The following is a 19385-nucleotide window of genomic DNA, read 5'->3' as shown; positions in this document are numbered from 1 at the left end:
CCTAACAGATCTTTGGGTTGCTGCGCTCACCAGGAAGGAACCGCTCATGGAATTCCACGACGACGACCTCACCCATTTCGAAGCCCATGGCGCGACCCCACTGCCGGCCTCGAACGAGCAGGGCTACGTCGAGCACGAAGGCGCGCGAATCTGGTACGCGTCATATGGAACCGGCGAGCCGGTGATCCTGCTGCACGGCGGTCTGGGGCACAGCGGCAACTGGGGCTATCAGGTTCCGGCGCTGGTTGGCTCCGGGCATCGCGCGGTGGTCGTCGATAGCCGCGGCCATGGGCGCAGCACCCGCGATGCGCGCCCCTATATGTACGAGCTGATGGCGTCCGACGTCCTGGCCGTGATGGACACGCTGCAGCTCGACCGGGCCGCGATGGTGGGCTGGAGCGACGGTGCCTGCGTCGCCCTGGTGCTGGGTCGCCAAGCCCCGGAGCGCGTCGCGGGCGTGTTTTTCTTCGGCTGCAACGTGGATCCGAGCGGGACGAAGGAATTCGTGCCGACGCCGATCATTGATCGGTGTTTCGGCAGGCATGCCAAAGACTATGCGCAACTCTCGGCCACGCCCGACGACTTCGACGCATTTGTCGGCGCCGTCAGCGAAATGATGAGAACCCAGCCCAATTACTCGGCACACGATCTGGCCGGGATCCGTGTGCCGGTTGCGATCGTCCAAAGCGAACACGACGAGTTCATCAAGCCGGAACACGCCGACTACCTTGCCCGCAGCATTCCCGGCGCGGCGTTGACTCTCCTGCCTGGCGTGAGCCATTTCGCCCCGCTGCAACGGCCAGCGCAATTCAACCGCGTCATGCTCACTTTTCTGAAGCGGGTTCTTCCCTGAACGGAGCGATCACGCGCGGCGTTTCGCTGCGCCACGTGCATGACGGCCCACTATTTGACCGGGACGCCAAAATTTCACGATGCGGAATGAGCCCTTGCTTCGTAAAAAATCGTGCTGCGTGGCACAAATCGGCCATTTCGCAATGTCGCCCCACGTTGCACATCGTAAAATGATGATCGCAAGCCATTATTTTTAAACGATATTTTTTGATCGAATCAACCGTCTAACAACCCCTTGCGCCGTGACTCGCTGACGTAGACTCTTTTACAAGAGCCGACGCTTCAGGGACGCAGCGAAAAGGGTGCAGCGAAAGACGGGACGAAAACGCAGTCGCAGTGAGTCCCCCGCCCCTACCTGAAGCCGCCACGGCATTACAGTTTTTAATTGGCAATTGGGAGACTAAAAATGAAAGGCTTTCGCTTTGGCTCGACCCAGGGAGCGTTCTACATCATGCCGGGTCAGGATGGTTGGGAGGCAACCTACGGCAACGAAACGCTCGGAGAGTTTTCCTGCCCGGAACAGGCCGCCGATGAAGTCGCACGCGGCTTGAGCTGCACGCATCTGTCCGAAGGCGACACGTCGACGCTCGAAATTCCAGAAAAGCTCTGCGATTGGGAAATCGTTCACGTGTGAGGGCAGGCATGACCGCCACTCATGTAGGACGAGTAGAAACGACGATGGCGCTCCTGAAGAGCGCCATCGTCTTGCTTACTGCTTACTTCAGTGCCTGTTTCGGTACCTTGGGCAACCGCCTCAGTACGTCATTCAGCACCTCATCGAGTACCTTAAGCGATCGCGTCCACGATCTTGTTCAGCGTAGCGCTCGGGCGCATGGCCTTGGTCGTCAGTTCGACATTCGGGCGGTAGTAACCGCCGATTTCCACCGGCTTGCCTTGCGCTGCAGCCAACTCTTCGATGATCTTCGCTTCGTTGTCAGCCATCGCTTTCGCTACGCCGGCGAACTGCGCCTGCAATGCAGCGTCTTCGGTTTGCGCAGCGAGTGCCTCAGCCCAGTACATCGCCAGGTAGAAGTGGCTGCCGCGGTTGTCGATACCGCCAACCTTGCGCGCCGGCGACTTGTCGTTGTCGAGGAACTTGCCGGTTGCCTGATCCAGCGTCTTGGCCAGAACCTGCGCCTTCGGGTTGTGGTACGCGCCGCTCAGGTGTTCAAGCGAAGCCGCCAACGCCAGGAATTCGCCGAGCGAATCCCAACGCAGGAAACCTTCTTCGACCAGTTGCTGAACGTGCTTCGGTGCCGAACCGCCGGCGCCGGTTTCGAACATGCCGCCGCCGGCCATCAGCGGAACGATCGACAGCATCTTCGCGCTGGTGCCCAGTTCCATGATCGGGAACAGGTCGGTCAGGTAGTCGCGCAGCACGTTGCCGGTCACCGAGATCGTGTCCTTGCCGGCACGGATGCGCTCGATCGAGAACTTCGTCGCTTCGACCGGCGTCATGACGCGGATATCCAGACCGCTGGTGTCGTGGTCCTTCAGGTATTGCTCGACCTTCTTGATGATCTGCGCGTCGTGCGCGCGTGCCGCGTCCAGCCAGAAAATAGCCGGCGTGCCGGTGGCGCGTGCGCGGTTGACCGCGAGCTTGACCCAGTCCTGGACCGGCGCATCTTTGGTCTGGCACATGCGCCAGATGTCGCCAGCTTCAACCGCCTGCTCGATCAGCACCGTACCCGCTGCGTCGGTTACGCGAACCACGCCGTTTGCCGCGATCTGGAACGTCTTGTCGTGTGAACCGTATTCTTCAGCAGCTTGTGCCATCAGACCGACGTTCGGCACCGTGCCCATCGTGACCGGGTCGAATGCGCCGTTCTTCTTGCAATCTTCGATCACAGCCTGATAGACATCGGCGTAGCAACGGTCCGGAATCACAGCCTTGGCGTCGTGCAGTGCGCCGTCCGCGCCCCACATCTTGCCCGACTCGCGAATCATGGCCGGCATGGAGGCGTCGACGATCACGTCGCTCGGCACGTGCAGGCTGGTGATGCCCTTGTCCGAGTTGACCATGGCCAGTTGCGGGCGTTGTGCGTACTGTGCCTTGATGTCGGCTTCGATTGCTTCGCGCGTGTCGGCCGGCAGGTCTTTCAGACGTGCATACAGGTCGCCGATACCGTTGTTCGGGTTGAAGCCGGCTTGCGCCAGTGCGTCGGCGTGCTTGGTCAGCACGTCTTTGTAGAACACCGACACCACGTGACCGAAGATGATCGGATCCGACACCTTCATCATGGTGGCTTTCAGGTGCACCGAGAACAGCACGCCCTTGCTCTTCGCATCCGCGATTTCTGCTTCGATGAAGCTGCGCAGCGCGTTCTTGGAGAGCACCGAAGCGTCGATGATTTCGCCCGCTTGCACGGCCGTCTTTTCTTTCAGGACCTTCGTCGAGCCATCAGCGGCGATCAGTTCGATCTTCACTGCGCCCGCTGCTGCGATCAGCGCCGATTTTTCGCTGCCGTAGAAATCGCCACCACTCATATGCGCCACGTGCGACTTCGAGTCTGCGCTCCACGCGCCCATTTTGTGCGGGTGCTTGCGTGCGTAGTTCTTGACCGACAACGGCGCGCGGCGATCCGAATTACCTTCGCGCAGCACCGGGTTCACCGCGCTGCCCTTGATCTTGTCGTAGCGCGCCTTGACGTCTTTCTCTTCGTCGGTCTTCGCTTCGTCCGGGTAGGACGGCAGCTTGAAGCCCTGGTCACGCAGTTCGCCGATCGCGGCCTTCAGTTGCGGCACCGAAGCGCTGATGTTCGGCAGCTTGACGATGTTCGCTTCCGGACGCGTGGTAAGCCCACCCAGTTCGGCCAGATCATCGGAACCCTTCTGTTCCGCGGTCAGGTAGTCCGGAAATGCAGCAATGATCCGGCCAGCAAGCGAGATATCGCGCGTTTCAACGATCACGTCGGACGAGCGCGTGAACGCCTTGACGATCGGCAGCAGCGAATAAGTCGCCAGAGCAGGCGCTTCGTCGGTCAGGGTGTAGATGATCTTCGGCGATGTGGACATGTTTGATGCTTTGCTAGGTGAAGTGATAGACAGAGCGTTCGTGGCGCTGAGCCCGCGAGTTGCGACGAAGCAGCAAAAACGCAGCGCGACCCACGGCACTACTTTTTACGGCCCGACCGTGAGTATATGCGTGTTTTCCTCTACTCGCTGCTAAACAAACATATCCCCGCACCGTCCAGAACAGGGCGAAGCCCCGCCAGACAAGGCTTTGAGCCAAATGCCCCATGTCTTAAGACAGATGTCTTATAGATGACTTGCGATGCGAAATAGATTGTTAATGCGAATCATATGCATTACCATTCGTACAAAATCGCAGTCTGAAGCATTCGTTTAACCACCACTCGCTCGAACCCAGCCGTTTCGCACATCTTTGGTGCGCGGCGCTACGCTGCCCAATTCAAACAACATGCAGAAACCATTTGTCGCCGACCGCCTAGCGCGGCCAACGTTTATGCGCGGCCACCGTCGTACTCCGTCGCTACTCAGCGCCGGGCTCTTTGTCAGTGTCGGTTTATCGTTGTCCACGCTGTCATCGTCAGGATGGGCGCAGGCGGCGCCGGCCAGTGACGCCGCCGCCACATTGCCGGCCGTGAGCGTCTCGGCAACGAAAGACACCACCGTCGCACAGGCTGACACCGTCAGCGCCGGCGCACTGGGTTCGCGCAAGCAGGTGGACACGCCGTTCTCGACACACGTGATGACGAGCGACGAGGCGCAGGACCTGATGGCGACGACCGCCAACGATCTGTTCAAGTACGACCCGGCGGTATCGGTCAGCAGCGAGAATGCGATCAGCGAAAACTCGATGTTCAACGTGCGCGGCATGCCGATCGACACGCTGAACAGCATCAAGGTCGACGGCCAGACTTTCCCGTCATGGGACACCGATCTCTCGCTCGAACCGTTCGAACAGGTCGAATTGCTCAAGGGCCTGTCCGGCTTCATGTACGGCTTCGGCTCGCCGGGCGGCATCGTCAACTACGTGCTGAAGCGCCCGACCGACGATCCGTACCGCAGCATCTCGATCGGCTACAAGTCGGCCGGCGTATTCAGCGAAGCGGTCGATCTGGGCGGCCGCTTCGGCAACGACAACCGTTTCGGCTACCGCCTGAACCTCGTCAACGAAGACGGCAACACCGCTGAAGACCACGGTCATGTGCGCCGCCAGGTGGCCTCGCTGGCCTTCGACTTCCGCATTACGCCGGACCTGACCTTTAGCGCCGACGCGTTCTATCAGAAGCGCAAGACCAACGGCACGCTATTCGGTCTGATGTTCGGCAGCGGCCTTGGCATTCCCGACGCAAGCACCGTCACTCATGCGTTGACGCAACCGCAGAATTACTACCAGACCGAGATGGCCTCGTTCGGCACGGGGCTTGATTACCGCCTCTCCGAGAACTGGCATGCGAGCGTGAAGTACCGTTTTGCGAAGGAAAACCGCACCAATTCGGATAGCTTCCTGTTCGTCACCGACAACGCGGGCAACTATTCGAACACGCTCTATGCGGCGATGACGCGTTACTTCTACCAGAACGTCGACGCGATGGTGCAGGGCAAGTTCAACACCGGCAGCGTCAAGCACGATGTGGTGGTCGGCGCGGGCTTCGAGACCCAGACCAGCGAGTACAGCAACAGCGTCGGCTGGAATAACGGCTACTTCCTCGGCAACGGCAATCTGTACAACAGCACACTGTTGACCAACGATGAAGTCAGTATCGGCTCCGAGCTTTATCGTCAGCAGCGCACCACGCAGGCCGCCGTGTACGCGAGCGATACGGTGCAGTTCACTTCACGTCTTTCCGCGCTGGTCGGCGTGCGATACACGCAATATCAACAGCACGTGTACGACCCGACGGGTGCGGTGACGTCGCAATACAGCGCGGATCCGGTTACACCGACCTTCGCGCTGATGTTCAAGACCGATCCGTATTCGACGGTGTACGCGAGCTATGTCGAATCGTTGGAACAGGGTGGCGCGGCATCGAACACCAACCTCAACTACCCGCAGACGTTCGGCCCGCTGAAGAGCAAGCAGTATGAAATCGGCTTCAAGACGGACCACAGCAAGTGGGGCGCCAATCTCGCGCTGTTCCGTGTCGATCAGGGCTACAACTATACGAACTCGGCCAACATCTTCGTGCAGGATGGCACGAAGCGCTATACCGGCGTCGATGCAAGCGGCTGGCTTGCGCTGACGAGCGAATGGCGCGTGATGGGTGGCGTGATGTGGCTCGACACGAAGGCCGTCGATGTCGACGATCCAACCGTCGAAGGCAAGCGCGTGTATGGAGCGCCGCGGTTCACCGTAACCGGCCGTGTCGAATACAACCCGTCGTATTTGCGTCCGTTGACGCTGGCGTTCGGCGGCAAGTATGTGGGCAACCAGGCGGTCGACGCTGCTAACTCGCAGTTCGTGCCGGCTTATGTCACTTACGATTTGAGCGGCCGCTACGAGACGAAAATTGCCGGCAAGGATGTGACGTTCCGCGCGGGAATCAACAATCTGTTCAACCGACGGTACTGGACCACGGCGTGGGGCTACTACGTGGCGCCTTCGCCGACACGGACTGCTGTGGCTAGCGCTACTTTGCAATTCTAAGCAATCCGCGCGAAGGGAGGAGCGGCCGTGACAGCAGCGGGCGCGTCTCCTCCCAGTCAGTTCGCCGATGGCGCCCCGACCATGGCGGGAATCTCAGCGACAAGCGCATCGATCGCGCAGCGCGTCTTCAACGCGAGATACCGACTCTTCGGCCACACAACGTGGATCTCCTGAGAAGGGCGAAAGCAGTTCTCCATCACGCTCACCAACTGACCCGTTGCCACATAACGCGCCAGCAGCCAACTCGGCAACCACGCCAGCCCGAAGCCCGCGATCGCGGCATCCACGATCCCCTGCATGTCATCAAAACCAAGCTGCGGCTCGACCTCCGCGCGCCGCATTTGCCCGTCGACATCAAGCACATTCCACGGCTCGAGAACGCCGTGGCGTGAATAAGCAATGATCGTATGCCCGTGGAATTCATCCACACGGCGCGGCGTGCCACACCGGGCCAGATACGCCGGCGCGGCGCCAATGCTTGCGTACTGAACGCCCAGTCGCCGCGCCGCCAGACTCATGCTATCGACTAGTGGACCGATCCGCACCACGAGATCGAAGCCCTCTTCTACGACATCCACAAAGCGATCGGTGATCGAAATGTCGATCTTCAATTGCGGATGCTTACGCGCAAGCCCAAGCAGCACCGGCGCCACGCAGTGATGACCGAAGGCTTGCGGCACGCTTACCCGCAGACGTCCTTTCGGTTCGCGACGCCCCGAGTCCAGATCGGCTTCAGCGGCCTCGAGTTCAGCGATCGCACGCACGCAACGGTCGTAATACGCTTGCCCGTCCTCGGTGAGACTCTGGCTGCGCGTCGTGCGATTGAGCAGACGCACGCCGAGACGCTTTTCGAGTCGCACGATGACTTTGCCGACGGCCGAGCGCGTCAGGTTCATGCGGTCGGCAGCCAACGCGAAACTGCCGGTTTCGACCACGCGCACAAACGTCGTCACACCGTCGAGAATGTCACTCATACCCTCACCTCATTGGTTCCTCGCAGGACGCATTTCTGGGATTTACTTGCGTCAATCGGGACTTTAATTCCCTCTATATTACACAGTCCATGGTGGCCAAGCCCATCGACTACTGAGGTGAATTCCTATGTCCAGATATAGAAACGCGCCGCCGAGACACGACGAACGACCCGGGGCGGTGGCCGCCAATTCGAGCACCACGGAGCAAACGACGACTCGCTTTTCCATTCGCAAGAACACCCTGGCGTTGGGCGCCGTGTGTCTCGCTTCACTAATGTTCGGCCTTGAAATCTCCAGCGTGCCGGTCATCCTGCCCACACTCGAGCGGGTCTTGCATGGCGACTTCAAGGGCATGCAATGGATCATGAATGCGTACACGCTTGGGGTGACGACGGTGCTGATGGCGACAGGAGCGCTTGCGGACCGATTCGGCCGAAGACGTATTTTCGTGATTGGGATCGCGCTATTCGGCATCACCTCGTTGATCTGCGGTTTCGCGCAGAGCGTGCCGACGTTGATCGTCGCGCGATTGCTGCAAGGCGCGAGTGGGGGCGCGATGCTGATATGCCAGGTCGCCGTGCTCTCGCACCAGTTTAGCGAGGGACCTGAACGCGTCCGAGCCTTCAGCGCGTGGGGCATTATTCTCGGTATTGGGTTGGGCTTTGGACCGATCATCGGCGGGATGATTGTTGCCGTATCGGGATGGCAATCGGTCTTCTGGATTCACGCGCTGCTTGCCGCCATAACATTGACGCTCGTTTTCGGCGGTGTCCAGGCGTCACGCGATCCGCACGCGCACACGCTCGACGTTGCCGGCATCGTCACGCTTTCGCTGGCGGTGTTCGGCCTCACGTACTACATCACACAGGGCTCGGACCTTGGTTTCACGAGTCTTCGCGCGCTCCTGGTTCTAGCGGCAACGGCTGTCGCCTTGGTGGCTTTTCTGTGTGCTGAGCGACTCAGTGCTCGTCCGATGTTCGACTTCTCCGTATTCAGGATCCGGAAATTTTCGGGTGCGCTGATGGGCTCCGCGGGTATGAACTTCAGCTTCTGGCCGTTCATGATTTATCTGCCGATCTATTTCCAGATCGGCCTCGGCTACGACAGCGTGAACGCAGGATTAGCGCTACTCGCCTACACGCTGCCGACGCTCCTCTTTCCACCGCTTGGCGAACGGCTTGCTTTGCGTTACGGCTCGGGAATCGCGATACCTGCCGGCCTGTTTACGATTGGCCTTGGTTTCATGTTGATGAAATACGGCAGCAGCGTCCCGCATCCCGGCGTATTGCCCATGTTGCCGGGTTGCATCCTCGCCGGCGCCGGCCTCGGCCTCACCAACACGCCTGTTACCAACACGACGACTGGTGCGGTTCCCGCCGAGCGAGCGGGCATGGCATCCGGGATCGACATGAGTGCGCGGATGATTACGCTTGCGATCAACATCGCGTTGATGGGAGTGATATTGATTGCCGGCATCCTGTTCCATCTGAAGACAAGACTGCCGGCGACGATCGACACCCGCCTGCTCGCACGACTCGCCGAAAAAATCGCCGCGGGAGATGTCGAAGCCGTCAGAGCGGGAATTCCAGCATTGGCGCAAATCGATCCCACTGGAACCGCTGTTCACGCTGCGCTGATGGCAGGTTTTGGCTGGGTGATGCTATACGGCGGCATCGGGGTATGGGTACTCGCGACACTCAGTTTTGTGATTTCGGGAAGCGCTTCGCGAAGGCTGAGAAGAATAGGAAGGCTCCCGACACAGCAGCCCGTCCGATGCGACTCCTGCTAAACCGCAAACGATCGACAGGCCGCCGTCGAGCGGCCTGAGTGCGTGGCTACGTGAGTACGTGAGTACGTGAGTGCAATGGAAATTCTTTCGCGCCCGACCGATCGGTGTTGAGAAATGTTCTTCGGCGCGCGCAGCGCCGCTGGAAGTATGACGGCCTTGTCACTTACGCCGAATGTGCGAGAACACAGATTCCAGATGCACCACGATCCCCTCCGAGCCAGGGGACCCGCTTATGAGCTAGCGGTTTGAGCCGCTTTCTTTTGCCTACTTTTCTTTGCGGCATGCAAAGAAAAGTAGGTGCCGCCCCGCACAGGGGCGACGCTAATAAACCACCAAGAAATCAAGGAAAGGCCAACGCCGTAGGCAAACAACCCCCACTCCGCCAAAGGCAAAAACCCCAAAAGCACCCCCCTTCAAACCTCAACCTGGACATCATGTCCAGCCACCATCGCCAGCCCCTCATTCAACGCAGGAAACAAGCTACGATTAAAATTATTCCATCGTAATTCCAAAATCGTATCGTCTTTGTCGATCTCAGTGTTCAGCACATCATGAATCACCTCCCCCGAATCGATCCCATTATCGACATAGTGAAACGACGCGCCCGTGAGATAAAGCGGCTCCACCGCCACAGTCTCCATGGTCGTCCAGTCGACGACCTTCTTACCGCGCGCACCATACAAAGCATCAAGCGTCGCATACGCCCCACGCCGCTCATACGGCGATTCCTCCCGCGTCACACCCGGATGAATATTCACGATCTTGCGATAGAACGGCGCACCTGGCCGCACCAATTCATCGAGAATGATCAACAGCCCATCCAGCACAACGATATCGGCTTCCAATTCGCTCAATGTATCGAGCAGATGTTTTTCAAACTGGCTCTTACCCGCCACACGCCCCGCCGCGCCAAGCGGCTCGCGCCGATACGCGGACGGAATCGCGAGTAACAAATCGTTGACGGCCTTGCCTTGCACACGCAAATTCGGCGGATAGAACCAGCGCTTGCCCGGCTCATAGGAGAAGCCATACTCTTTCAGTTTCTCGCGGTCCAACGCGGACCCCGCGTCGTCGTCATAGATCACTTTCTCCAACGAGTACTGCTCGCCGAGTTCGGTGTCATTGAGCGCCTCCACAAGCGACTCCAGCACTGATTTCATATATCGCGTGCCGCTCTTATACGCGATATCCTGCCCCGCCTTATCGGCGGCTGCGTTCCTCAGAGACCAGATATAAACGAGTTTTTTCTTCGGCATAGTCGGTTCGAATGCGTATCAATAGTTGCAGATGAGATCAAAGCAGCAGGCGTTCGCAAAGCACACGTGGAGCACCTCGATCCGTCGCGAACGCCCTGCGGCTTACCAGTCGTACTTCGCCGTTGCGATCACCGTGCGCGGGTTCCCATAGAAGCAGGTATTCATCGACTGGCAACCGCTCACGAAGCGTCGATTGAAAATGTTCTGGCCATTCACCGCGAAGCGCCAGTTGCGCATCTCGTAGTGAATCGCCGCGTCGTACACCGTGTAGCTCGGCACATACAGCGAGTTGTCGGCGGCGCCCGCCGTGCCGCTTTGATAGCGGATCCCCGCGCCCACGCCGAGGCCGGCGAGCGGCCCAACGTGCCACGTCCAGTCGCCCCACAGCGAAGCCATCTGACGCGGGCGCGGAATATCCACGGGCCACTTGCCCAGGGTGTTGTCGCCAGCCTTGATGTTTTTCACGTCCTGGTACACGTACGCGGCGATCACCGAGAAGTTACGCGTAACGTTACCCACGCCGCTCAATTCGATGCCTCGCGAGCGCACCTCGCCCGTTTGCACTGACGTGCTACCGGTCGGATCAAGCGCGAGATCGGGCGTGACGACGTTAGTCTGGTTGATCTGATAGACCGCCGCGTTCAGCATCAGATTCTTGCCGGCCGGTTGCCAGCGCAAACCCGCTTCGATCTGCTTGCCTTTGGTCGGCTCGGCAATGCCGCCGCCCGCGATCTTCACGCCCACCAGCGGATTGAACGAGGTCGAATAGCTGATATACGGCGAAAGTCCGTAATCTCCGAGATACACCAGCCCGACGCGCCCCGAGAACGCCTGGTCGTTCTGCGTGAGCCGCGTGCCGCCCGCAAGATCGTTCTGCGTGGTGTCGCTCCAGTCCTGGCGGCCGCCGAGTGTCAGCACCCAACGCTGCCACTTGATCTGATCCTGCGCATAAACGCCGAACGCATTGAGCGTCGACTTCGTATCGGTGCGAGGAAACGCAGCGGATGTGCCGAAGATCGCGTTGGTGATCGGCGTATACACCGGGTTGTACATATTCAGACTCGGCCCGGTCGCCATCGACTCGCTATCGGTCGTCGACTGCCGGTTGTATTCGAAGCCGACCAGCACCGTATGGTCGAGCGGACCCGTGCGGAATTTGGCCAGCGCCTGGTTATCGACGTCGAAGCGGCTGTAGTTCAGCTGATACAACCCGACATAACGCAGCAGCGACGCTTCTGTCGGATCGGCCGGATCGAGACCGCCGCCGAACACCTGCCCCTGATCGAGCGACAGGTGCATCAAGCGCGTGTTCTGTCGGAACGTCCAGACCGGATCGAACTTATATTCAAACTGATAACCCACCGACCACTGCTTCTTGCGGTAATGCGAAAACTCCGGATCGCCCGTATAGAGATCCGGTGAAATCTTGCCATTCGGATTCGGCAAAATCGTCCCCTGCGCCGGCAAAAAGTTGTTCGACGCGTCACCCCAATCCTGCAGATAGGTTGCCTCGACGGTCAGCGACGTCTTCGCGTTCGGCTGCCACTTCACTGAAGGCGCCAGCGCCACGCGCTGCTCCGGATTCGGCCCGGTCTGCGAATTGCCATCGCGCCCCACACCCAGGAAGCGATAGGACAACGTGCCGTCCTTATCGACCTTGTCGCCCACATCGAAAGCCAGTTGCTTGCGCGCGTAATCGCCCAACTGCATCTCGACTTCACGAATGCGCTCGCCGTTCGCCAGCTTGCTCTGTACGTCGATGATCGCGCCCGGATCGCCCTGGCCGTATAGAACGGAAGTCGGACCGCGCAGTACCGTAATGCTGTCGATCATGTACGGATCCACGCGCCAGCTCGAGAGATTGAGCGTATTGGGCACCTGCAACCCGTCGACGAAAACGGTCGGCGTAAAGCCGCGCAGCACCGAATACCAGTCGGAGCGTACATCCGCGCCATACGTCGAAAATCCCGGAACGTAGCGCAAAGCCTCATTGACGGAGGTCGCGCCGGTTTCCTCGATCTGCTGCGCGGTGACGACGTTAATCGTCTGCGGGATTTCGTTCAGCGCTGTGTCGGTCTTGGTACCGGTGCTGCTGCGGCGAGCGACAAGGCCGACCGTTGCCTCGCTCTCTGCAGCTCCTTTGACGCTGATCGAAGGCAGCGTATTGGCTGGCGTTGCGTCCTGTTGTGTTGCATTGCTCTGCTGCTGTGCGTCGCCCGCTGCCGACTGTTGCGCCTGCGCGTGCCCGGCTGCCGCCGCGTAAAACGCCACGCTTGCCGCGGCTGCGATCGCACGCCGACGCGTGCCTATTGCCCACTCCATCTCTCGATGCTCCAGGTTGTTATGCGGCCAGTCGGCCGCGCTTTATCAAAGAGCGAAGGCCATGCGGCCCTTGCTCGTCCCGTTTTCTTCTGTTTGTGTGGTCCGGCTGGCCGACCGGTCTTGTGATGTGTGGCGTGCGAGCGATGCGACGATTTCGTCGGCGCGCAGCGCGAGAACCGACAGCAGCGTGTCGGAAAGCCCGTGGCTGTCTTCGCAGCAGCCTTGCAGGTAAATGCGTGGTTTGAAATTCTTCGGTGTGCCGAGCCGGTAATCACGTTCGACGTTGCCCTGCGCGAGCGCATCGCCCAGATGGGGCGCGAGTCCTTCGAGCAATTCGACATGCGTGTCGCGGCGATACCCCGTCGCCAGCACGAGCGCATCGAATTGCTCGGCACGAGCGTGACCGCTGAGGCGATCGCGCAGCGTGAGTTCGATCTGACCATTGGCCGTGCGCACCGCTGTCTCGATACACGTGTTCGCCAGCAGCCGATGGCGCGGTTCCGCCGACACGTTCTGCATATAGAGCATTTCGTAGATCTGCTCGATCAGCGGACGGTCGACCACCGCATAGTTGGTGTCGCGAAAGCGCTCGATCAGCGAGCGGCGGCCTTCTCTCGGCTGCGCGTAGACGATGTCGGTAAAAGCCGGGCTGAAAATCTCGTTGACGAACGGACTGTCGTCGGCGGGTTTGAGCGCGCTCGATCGGATCACGAGACTCGCGTCGACATGCGGATAGCGGCGCGTCAGATCGACGAACACCTCCGCCGCGCTTTGCCCCGCGCCGATCACAGCCACGCGCTTGCGCGGGCCGTCCGCATCACCCACCACGCGGTCGATCGAAGTCAGATACTTCGACGAGTGCACGATATTGTGCGAACCGAGCGCGGCAAAGGCCTCCGGCACCTGAGCGCCGCCACCGATACCGACCGACAGCGCGCGCGTCACGCGCTGCCATTCGCGGCCCTCTTCGTCGCGCGAGAACACGCGCAGCGCGTCGACTTCGTTCGCATTGCCGGCCGCCCTGATCGCTTCGATACCGATCACGGTCTGGCCGTAATGCACGCGTTCATCGAACGATGCCGCTACCCAGCTGAGGTAATCGTGGAATTCGACACGCGTCGGATAGAAGCTCTTCAGGTTCACGAAATCCGCCAGCCGTCCTCGCTCGAACAGATAGTTGATGAACGTGAAGCGGCTCTTGGGATCGCGCAGCGTGACGAGATCCTTGAGGAAGGAAATCTGCATCCGGCAGTCGTCGAGCAGCATGCCGCGGTGCCAGCCGAACTCCGGCTGGCGCTCGATAAAGCAATGTGCGAGGTCCACATTGCCCACGTTGCCGGCCTCTTCGGCGAGGCGCACGGCAAGCGCCAGATTCGACGGCCCGAAGCCGATGCCGATCAGATCAAATACGGTATCTCTGTGCATGTCGCAGGTCCTTATCGGTGTGAGCCGGCGCGCCGGAGGCGCTGGCCGGAGAAAAATGTTTGGCGGGTAGCGTGGGCTTTAACCGGCATCCCGCACCTCGGCGACGGTCGACGCCCCTGCAACGATCCGCGCGCTCAGGCCCGCGAAAGTCGGCGCGGCGAACACGTCGGCAATCGAAATTGCGTGCCCGGCTGCTTGCGCCGCGTCGACAAAGCGCACGACGTCGAATGAAGTCGCACCGGCCTCGAACAGATCGTCGTGATGCGCAGGCGTGTTGCCTTCGAAGAGATCGCTCCAGACGCGTTCGAGCGCCGCAGCGTGTTGGGTTGCTTCGTCGTGAAGTGCGCCCGGCATCACGTCTTCAGCAATGGCAGGCTTGGCAAGTGCAAAGTGCGCTGACGGCGCGCCGAGCGCTTCATGCGGCGCATCGACGAACTGCTGCACCACATTCATGTAGTCCGCAGTCAACGCTTCAACAAACCGGCCGTCGACCAGTTCGTCCGCGTACGAAAACGCGCCCGTCACGCGACCATCCGGATGCTCGACCACGTCGAGTTCCAGTTCGAACACGACGCAATGCCGCACGTCGTTGAAATCGTTGAGCGCGAGACCGGCCCAGTCGCGCTCCGCGGTGCCAGTGGGGCGCAGGTAGTTGAACATCACCGAGAAAAGCGGATTGCCGGGTTGCGGGCGAGGCGCGCGCAACCCGGCGACCACATCGGCGAAGGGCGTGTCCGCGTGCGAATAGGCAGCGAGGGCCGCGTCGCGAACATCGGCCAGCAACGTGACGGGTGTGTCTGTTCTCGCGAGCCGTGTGCGTACGACCACCGCGTTGATGAAGAGCCCGAGCGCGCGGCGCGCGGCTTCGCCCGTCAACTCACGCGTCGATGCGAGCACGCCGACCGGCTGATCGGTTGCACCGGTGGCACGATAGAACGCGACGTTCAGCGCGGCGTGCAGCAGCATCGGCAAGGTTGCATGGACTTCGAGCGCCATCGTGCGGGCGCGCTGCACGACGTCCGGGGTGAATTGGAATGCGAGACGACCTGCGGTCCAGCGCGGCGTCGCGGATCGCCCCGACGGCGGCGAAGGTAAAACGTGCGCGGGCGCGTCGGCCAGCACGTCACGCCAGAATGACAGGCGCGCGCGGGGCGCCGCGACCGGAAGCACCAGCGCGTGAGGCAAAGCCGAAGACGGGCCCGAAGCCGCAGGCGACGCACCACGCACGATCGCCCCATATATCGTGCGGACTTCTTCAAGCCACAGATCGATCGACTGCCCGTCCGACACGATGTGATGCACGACCAGCGACAAGACATGATCGTGCTCGTCGAGACGCAATAAGCGCACGCGCCAAAGTGGTGTGTCGTCGAGCAGGTCGAACGGGGTCAGCGCGTCTTCGTCGGTGAGCGTAACGGCGGCGGCCTCGCGTGCGGTCTCTGTGGCTTCGAGCGAAAGCAGATCGATCACCGGCAGTTCGAAAGGTGTCGGCGCCGCGATCCGTTGCGCCGGCAATTCCCCTTGGCGTTCGACCAGGCGCGTGCGCAACGCGGGATGTCGCACAGCAGCCCCAGCAAACGCTTCACGCAATGCATCGACATCGAGCGGCCCGCGCAGTCGCAACGCAACAGGAATGTTGTAGGCCGCGCTGTCCGGTTGTGTCCGGTACAAGAACCACAGGCTCAACTGCGCCGCCGACAGCGGCATCACACCCGGTGCGCCGGCAAGCACGTGCGGATTCGCCGCCCCGCTTCCGAATCCGGACCGCAGCCCAGACTCGACATTCACCTCGACCACCGCCTCACTCCGCGCCACGGCCATCACCCGCTGCGCGTACTGAGCAAGAATCGGCGCTTCGAAGAGCGTACGCACCGGCACATCTCGCGCGAGCCGCTCGGCTACGCGCGTCGCCACACGAACTGCCGCGAGCGAATGCCCGCCGAGTTCGAAGAAATGATCACCACGACCGACTCGCTCTACGCCCAGCACTTCCCGGAAAATCCCGGCGAGTACCGTTTCGAGCCCGGCCGCGGGCGCCTGATACGTCCGCGCGACGCGCTGTGGTGCCGGCAATGCAGCCCGGTCCACCTTGCTGTTCGCATTGCGCGGCAATGCGAACAGCACAACGATATGCGCGGGCACCATGTAATCGGGCAACGTGTGGCGTAAATGCGCGTCGAGTTCGGCTGCGTCCGCACGCGTGTTGCGCTCGCGCCCTTCGGCGCTCAGCTCCACATACGCCACCAAGGCCGCTTGCGCCCCCTTGCCGTGCACGATCGCCACCGCTTCGCGCACGTCGTCATGCGCGGCCAGTTGCGCCTCGATTTCACCCAACTCGATACGCAAGCCACGCAGCTTCACCTGATGATCGACGCGGCCGATAAAGTCGAACACACCGTCAGCGCGCCGCTTGACGAGGTCGCCCGTACGATAGAGCCGTGCTCCTGGCGCACCGAACGGGTCCGGTACGAAGCGTTCCGCGGTAAGCGCAGGCCGATCAAGATAACCACGTGCAACGCCCACGCCCTCGCCACCCAGATACAACTCGCCGATCACCCCCACCGGCAGCGGATTCAGGCGGGCATCGAGCACATGGGCGGAGCGAGCGCCGACCGGTGTGCCGATCGGCAGATACGCACTGTCGGCGAGTTTCGCGGCGTTGTCGGTCGGATAGAACATCCACAGCATCGGCGTGATGACGGTTTCGGTCGGACCGTAACCGTTGACGATGCGTGCGTTCGGAAACGCGCGGCGCATCAGGGCGAAGGCTTCGCGTGAAGTCGCTTCGCCGCCCACCGTCAGCGATCGCAAGGTCGGCGGCGCGCCGTGTGCCAGCGCCCATTCGGCAAGCTGCGTCGCGCAACCAGGCGGCACGTAGATCATCGTCACGCCCTCGCGCACCATCATCCGGCAGGTCTGCGCGGGCGGCCATAGCGTGTCGGCGGTGATGGCCACCGCGGCGCCGGACATGTACTGCGAGAACCAACCTTCGTGCGCGCCGTCGAAATTGACCGACTGGAACAGCAGGAAGACATCGCTTTCACTCGCGCCATAACGCTCGGCAATCGCCGCACAGTGCCGAGCGAACGAACCATGATCGACTACGACGCCCTTCGGCTTGCCGGTCGAGCCCGAGGTGTAGATCACATAGGCCGCCTGGTACGGCGAGACGGTGGGCAACACGATCGGCGCGATCGAAAGATCGTCACGCTGCGGCTCCTCGTCGATCAGCCAGAGATGCAAGCGATCCGACGTCGGCAACGCAGCCAGGCTGGCGCGCTCCGTGACGACATGGGTGATCTGCGCATCGTCGAGAATGTGTGCGAGACGCTCGCGCGGATGGCTCGGGTCGAGCGGCACGAAGGCGCCGCCTGATTTCAGCGCAGCAATCAGGCCGACCAGCAAATCGACCGAGCGGCTCAGCGCCACCCCGATGCGCATCTCCGCACTCACGCCGGCTGCAACGAGGCGTTGCGCAAGCCGCGTCGCGCGTGCGTCCACTTCGCCGCGTGTGAGCGAGCGTTCGAGATCCGCTACGCCGCGTGCATCCGGGCGAGCGCGAGCATGATCGGCCACGCGCTGATGAACCGGTTTGAATGCTTCCTGAAGATCGACCGCCGTGCTGTTCCACGCATCCAGTTGGGTACGCTCGGCTTCGGGCAGCCATTGCAAATCGCCAACCGCCGTCTCGGGTGCCAAAGTTGCATTCGACAGCAACGCAATGAAGCGCGCAGCTAGCCGCTCGACCGCGTCCGCCTCGAAGAGATCGAGCGCGTAGATGAAGTAGGCATCGATGGAACCGTCGTCGCGTTCCTCGAAACTCAGCGTCAGATCGAACTTGGCGAACGGCGCGCCCGACGGCAACTCCGTCATGCGCACGTCGGCAAGCGAAGGCAAACGGCGACGCGCACCATAGGCCGCCATCACCTGAAACAGCGGATGGTGGCTCGCGCTGCGCATCACGCCGAGCGCCTCAACCACCTGTTCGAACGGCACGTCCTGATGCGACTGGGCGTCGATGACCGTTAGCTGGGTCGCGCGGACTAGCGCCGCGAACGATTGCGTTGCGGGAACGGGCGTTGCGAGCGTCAACGTGTTCACGAAGAAGCCGACGAGGCCGGCCACCTCACCGCGCTCGCGATTCGCGGCAGGCACGCCGATCTGAATTTGCGCTTCTCCCGAGGCACGCGCAAGCAAGGCGTTGAGTGCCGCGAGCAGCACCGCGAACGGCGTTGCGCGCTGCGCATTGGCGAGCGCCTTGACCTGTTGGACGAGCGCGGCATCCAGCACGAATCGATACCGCGCGCCACGTGCGCTCCGTTGGGCCGGACGCGGCGCGGCACCCGGCAGCATCAGCACATCGCGGCTCGCGTCCAGCCGGGCACGCCAGAAATTCAACTGCCGCTCTCGCTCGCCTGCATCGAGCCAGCGGCGCTGCCACAGTGCGTAGTCCGCGTACTGGATCGGCAACGGCGCCAGCGACACAGCCTCACTCTTCGCATACGCGTGATAGAACGACGCCAACTCCGCGAGCATCACGTCCGCGGACCAGCCGTCCGACACGATGTGATGGGTCGTCAGCGCGAGCCAATGCGTCGTCGCGTCGAGCCGGATCAAATGCGCGCGCATCAGCGGGCCGAGCGACAGATCGAAGGCCTGGGCTTCATCCGCTTGCGCGATGGCGGCCGCGCGTGTCGCTCGCTCATGCGCCGGCAACGTGCTCAAGTCGCTCGAATGCCACGGGCAGCGTGACGGTGCATGGACAGTCTGCAATACACCGTCCGCGCCTTCGGTGAAAGTCGTGCGCAACGCTTCATGGCGCGCGATCAACGCATCGCACGAAAGACGCAGTGCATTCGCATCGAGCGCACCGTCGAGCCGCAAGCGCTCGGTGATGTGATACGCCGCTGGCTCGTCGATCATGCGCGCGTGCAACCACAGACGCGTTTGCGCGAACGAAGCCGGCACGCCAGCGGTCCGCTCGCTCCGCTGTGGAATCGGCAACACGCGAAAATCGATGCCGGCCGCGTCGAGCTTCGTGAGAAACGCCTTGCGCTGCGCGTCCGGCAGGAGCGCGAAACGTGTCGCGAGGGAAAGCAGGTCCGGTTTGGGTGTCGTCATGCTAGGTTGTCTCAGTGCTTGTCGGCGTGATG

The 19385-nt window shown here is 61.4% G+C and carries 10 protein-coding genes; 4 read left to right on the top strand and 6 right to left on the bottom strand.

Features of this window, described 5'->3' with window-relative positions:
- The first annotated feature begins 46 nt into the window (after positions 1–46).
- Both KHO31_RS20280 and KHO31_RS20275 read left to right on the top strand, forming a co-directional pair.
- The gene (locus tag KHO31_RS20280) at positions 47–853 is read left to right on the top strand and encodes an alpha/beta fold hydrolase (protein ID WP_211624022.1); all 807 of its coding nucleotides are present in this window, start codon (positions 47–49) and stop codon (positions 851–853) included.
- Positions 854–1258: 405 nt separating this feature from the next.
- On the top strand, positions 1259–1486 hold the full coding sequence (locus KHO31_RS20275) for a hypothetical protein (protein WP_201074115.1): 228 nt from the start codon (positions 1259–1261) through the stop codon (positions 1484–1486).
- Positions 1487–1638: 152 nt separating this feature from the next.
- On the opposite strand, the gene KHO31_RS20270 is transcribed toward KHO31_RS20275, so the two are convergent.
- Positions 1639–3867 (bottom strand): NADP-dependent isocitrate dehydrogenase, encoded by a 2229-nt coding sequence (locus KHO31_RS20270; RefSeq protein ID WP_201107792.1) that lies wholly within the window; start codon positions 3865–3867, stop codon positions 1639–1641.
- 406 nt (positions 3868–4273) lie between these two features.
- Here KHO31_RS20270 and KHO31_RS20265 point away from each other — a divergent pair, with 406 nt between their 5' ends.
- Complete coding sequence (locus KHO31_RS20265) at positions 4274–6466, top strand: TonB-dependent siderophore receptor (protein WP_211624020.1); 2193 nt, start codon at positions 4274–4276, stop codon at positions 6464–6466.
- Positions 6467–6522: 56 nt separating this feature from the next.
- Here the strand turns inward: KHO31_RS20265 and KHO31_RS20260 are convergent, their stop codons facing one another.
- Positions 6523–7440, bottom strand: a complete 918-nt coding sequence (locus tag KHO31_RS20260; protein WP_211624018.1) for a LysR family transcriptional regulator — start codon at positions 7438–7440, stop codon at positions 6523–6525.
- Positions 7441–7567: 127 nt separating this feature from the next.
- Between KHO31_RS20260 and KHO31_RS20255 the strand changes: the two genes are divergently transcribed.
- Positions 7568–9229 carry an MFS transporter gene (locus KHO31_RS20255; protein WP_201140240.1) on the top strand — a complete coding sequence of 554 codons (1662 nt, stop codon included), beginning with the start codon at positions 7568–7570 and terminating at the stop codon, positions 9227–9229.
- A 413-nt stretch (positions 9230–9642) separates the two neighbouring features.
- Here KHO31_RS20255 and KHO31_RS20250 read toward each other — a convergent pair whose 3' ends face one another.
- From KHO31_RS20250 to KHO31_RS20235, 4 genes are all read right to left on the bottom strand, one after another.
- Positions 9643–10485 carry a formyltransferase family protein gene (locus KHO31_RS20250; protein ID WP_211624016.1) on the bottom strand — a complete coding sequence of 281 codons (843 nt, stop codon included), beginning with the start codon at positions 10483–10485 and terminating at the stop codon, positions 9643–9645.
- 102 nt (positions 10486–10587) lie between these two features.
- Entirely contained in the window at positions 10588–12807 is a 2220-nt protein-coding gene (locus KHO31_RS20245) for a TonB-dependent siderophore receptor (RefSeq protein WP_201140256.1), read from the bottom strand.
- A 45-nt stretch (positions 12808–12852) separates the two neighbouring features.
- On the bottom strand, positions 12853–14232 hold the full coding sequence (locus tag KHO31_RS20240) for a lysine N(6)-hydroxylase/L-ornithine N(5)-oxygenase family protein (RefSeq protein ID WP_211624014.1): 1380 nt from the start codon (positions 14230–14232) through the stop codon (positions 12853–12855).
- A gap of 78 nt (positions 14233–14310) precedes the next feature.
- Positions 14311–19353: a non-ribosomal peptide synthetase gene (locus KHO31_RS20235; protein WP_211624013.1), complete on the bottom strand. Its 5043-nt coding sequence runs from the start codon at positions 19351–19353 to the stop codon at positions 14311–14313.
- Between the last annotated feature and the right edge of the window lie 32 nt (positions 19354–19385).

It is taken from the genome of Paraburkholderia domus (assembly GCF_905220705.1).
Taxonomy (GTDB): domain Bacteria; phylum Pseudomonadota; class Gammaproteobacteria; order Burkholderiales; family Burkholderiaceae; genus Paraburkholderia; species Paraburkholderia domus.
This window is presented reverse-complemented; position numbering and strand designations above follow the sequence as displayed.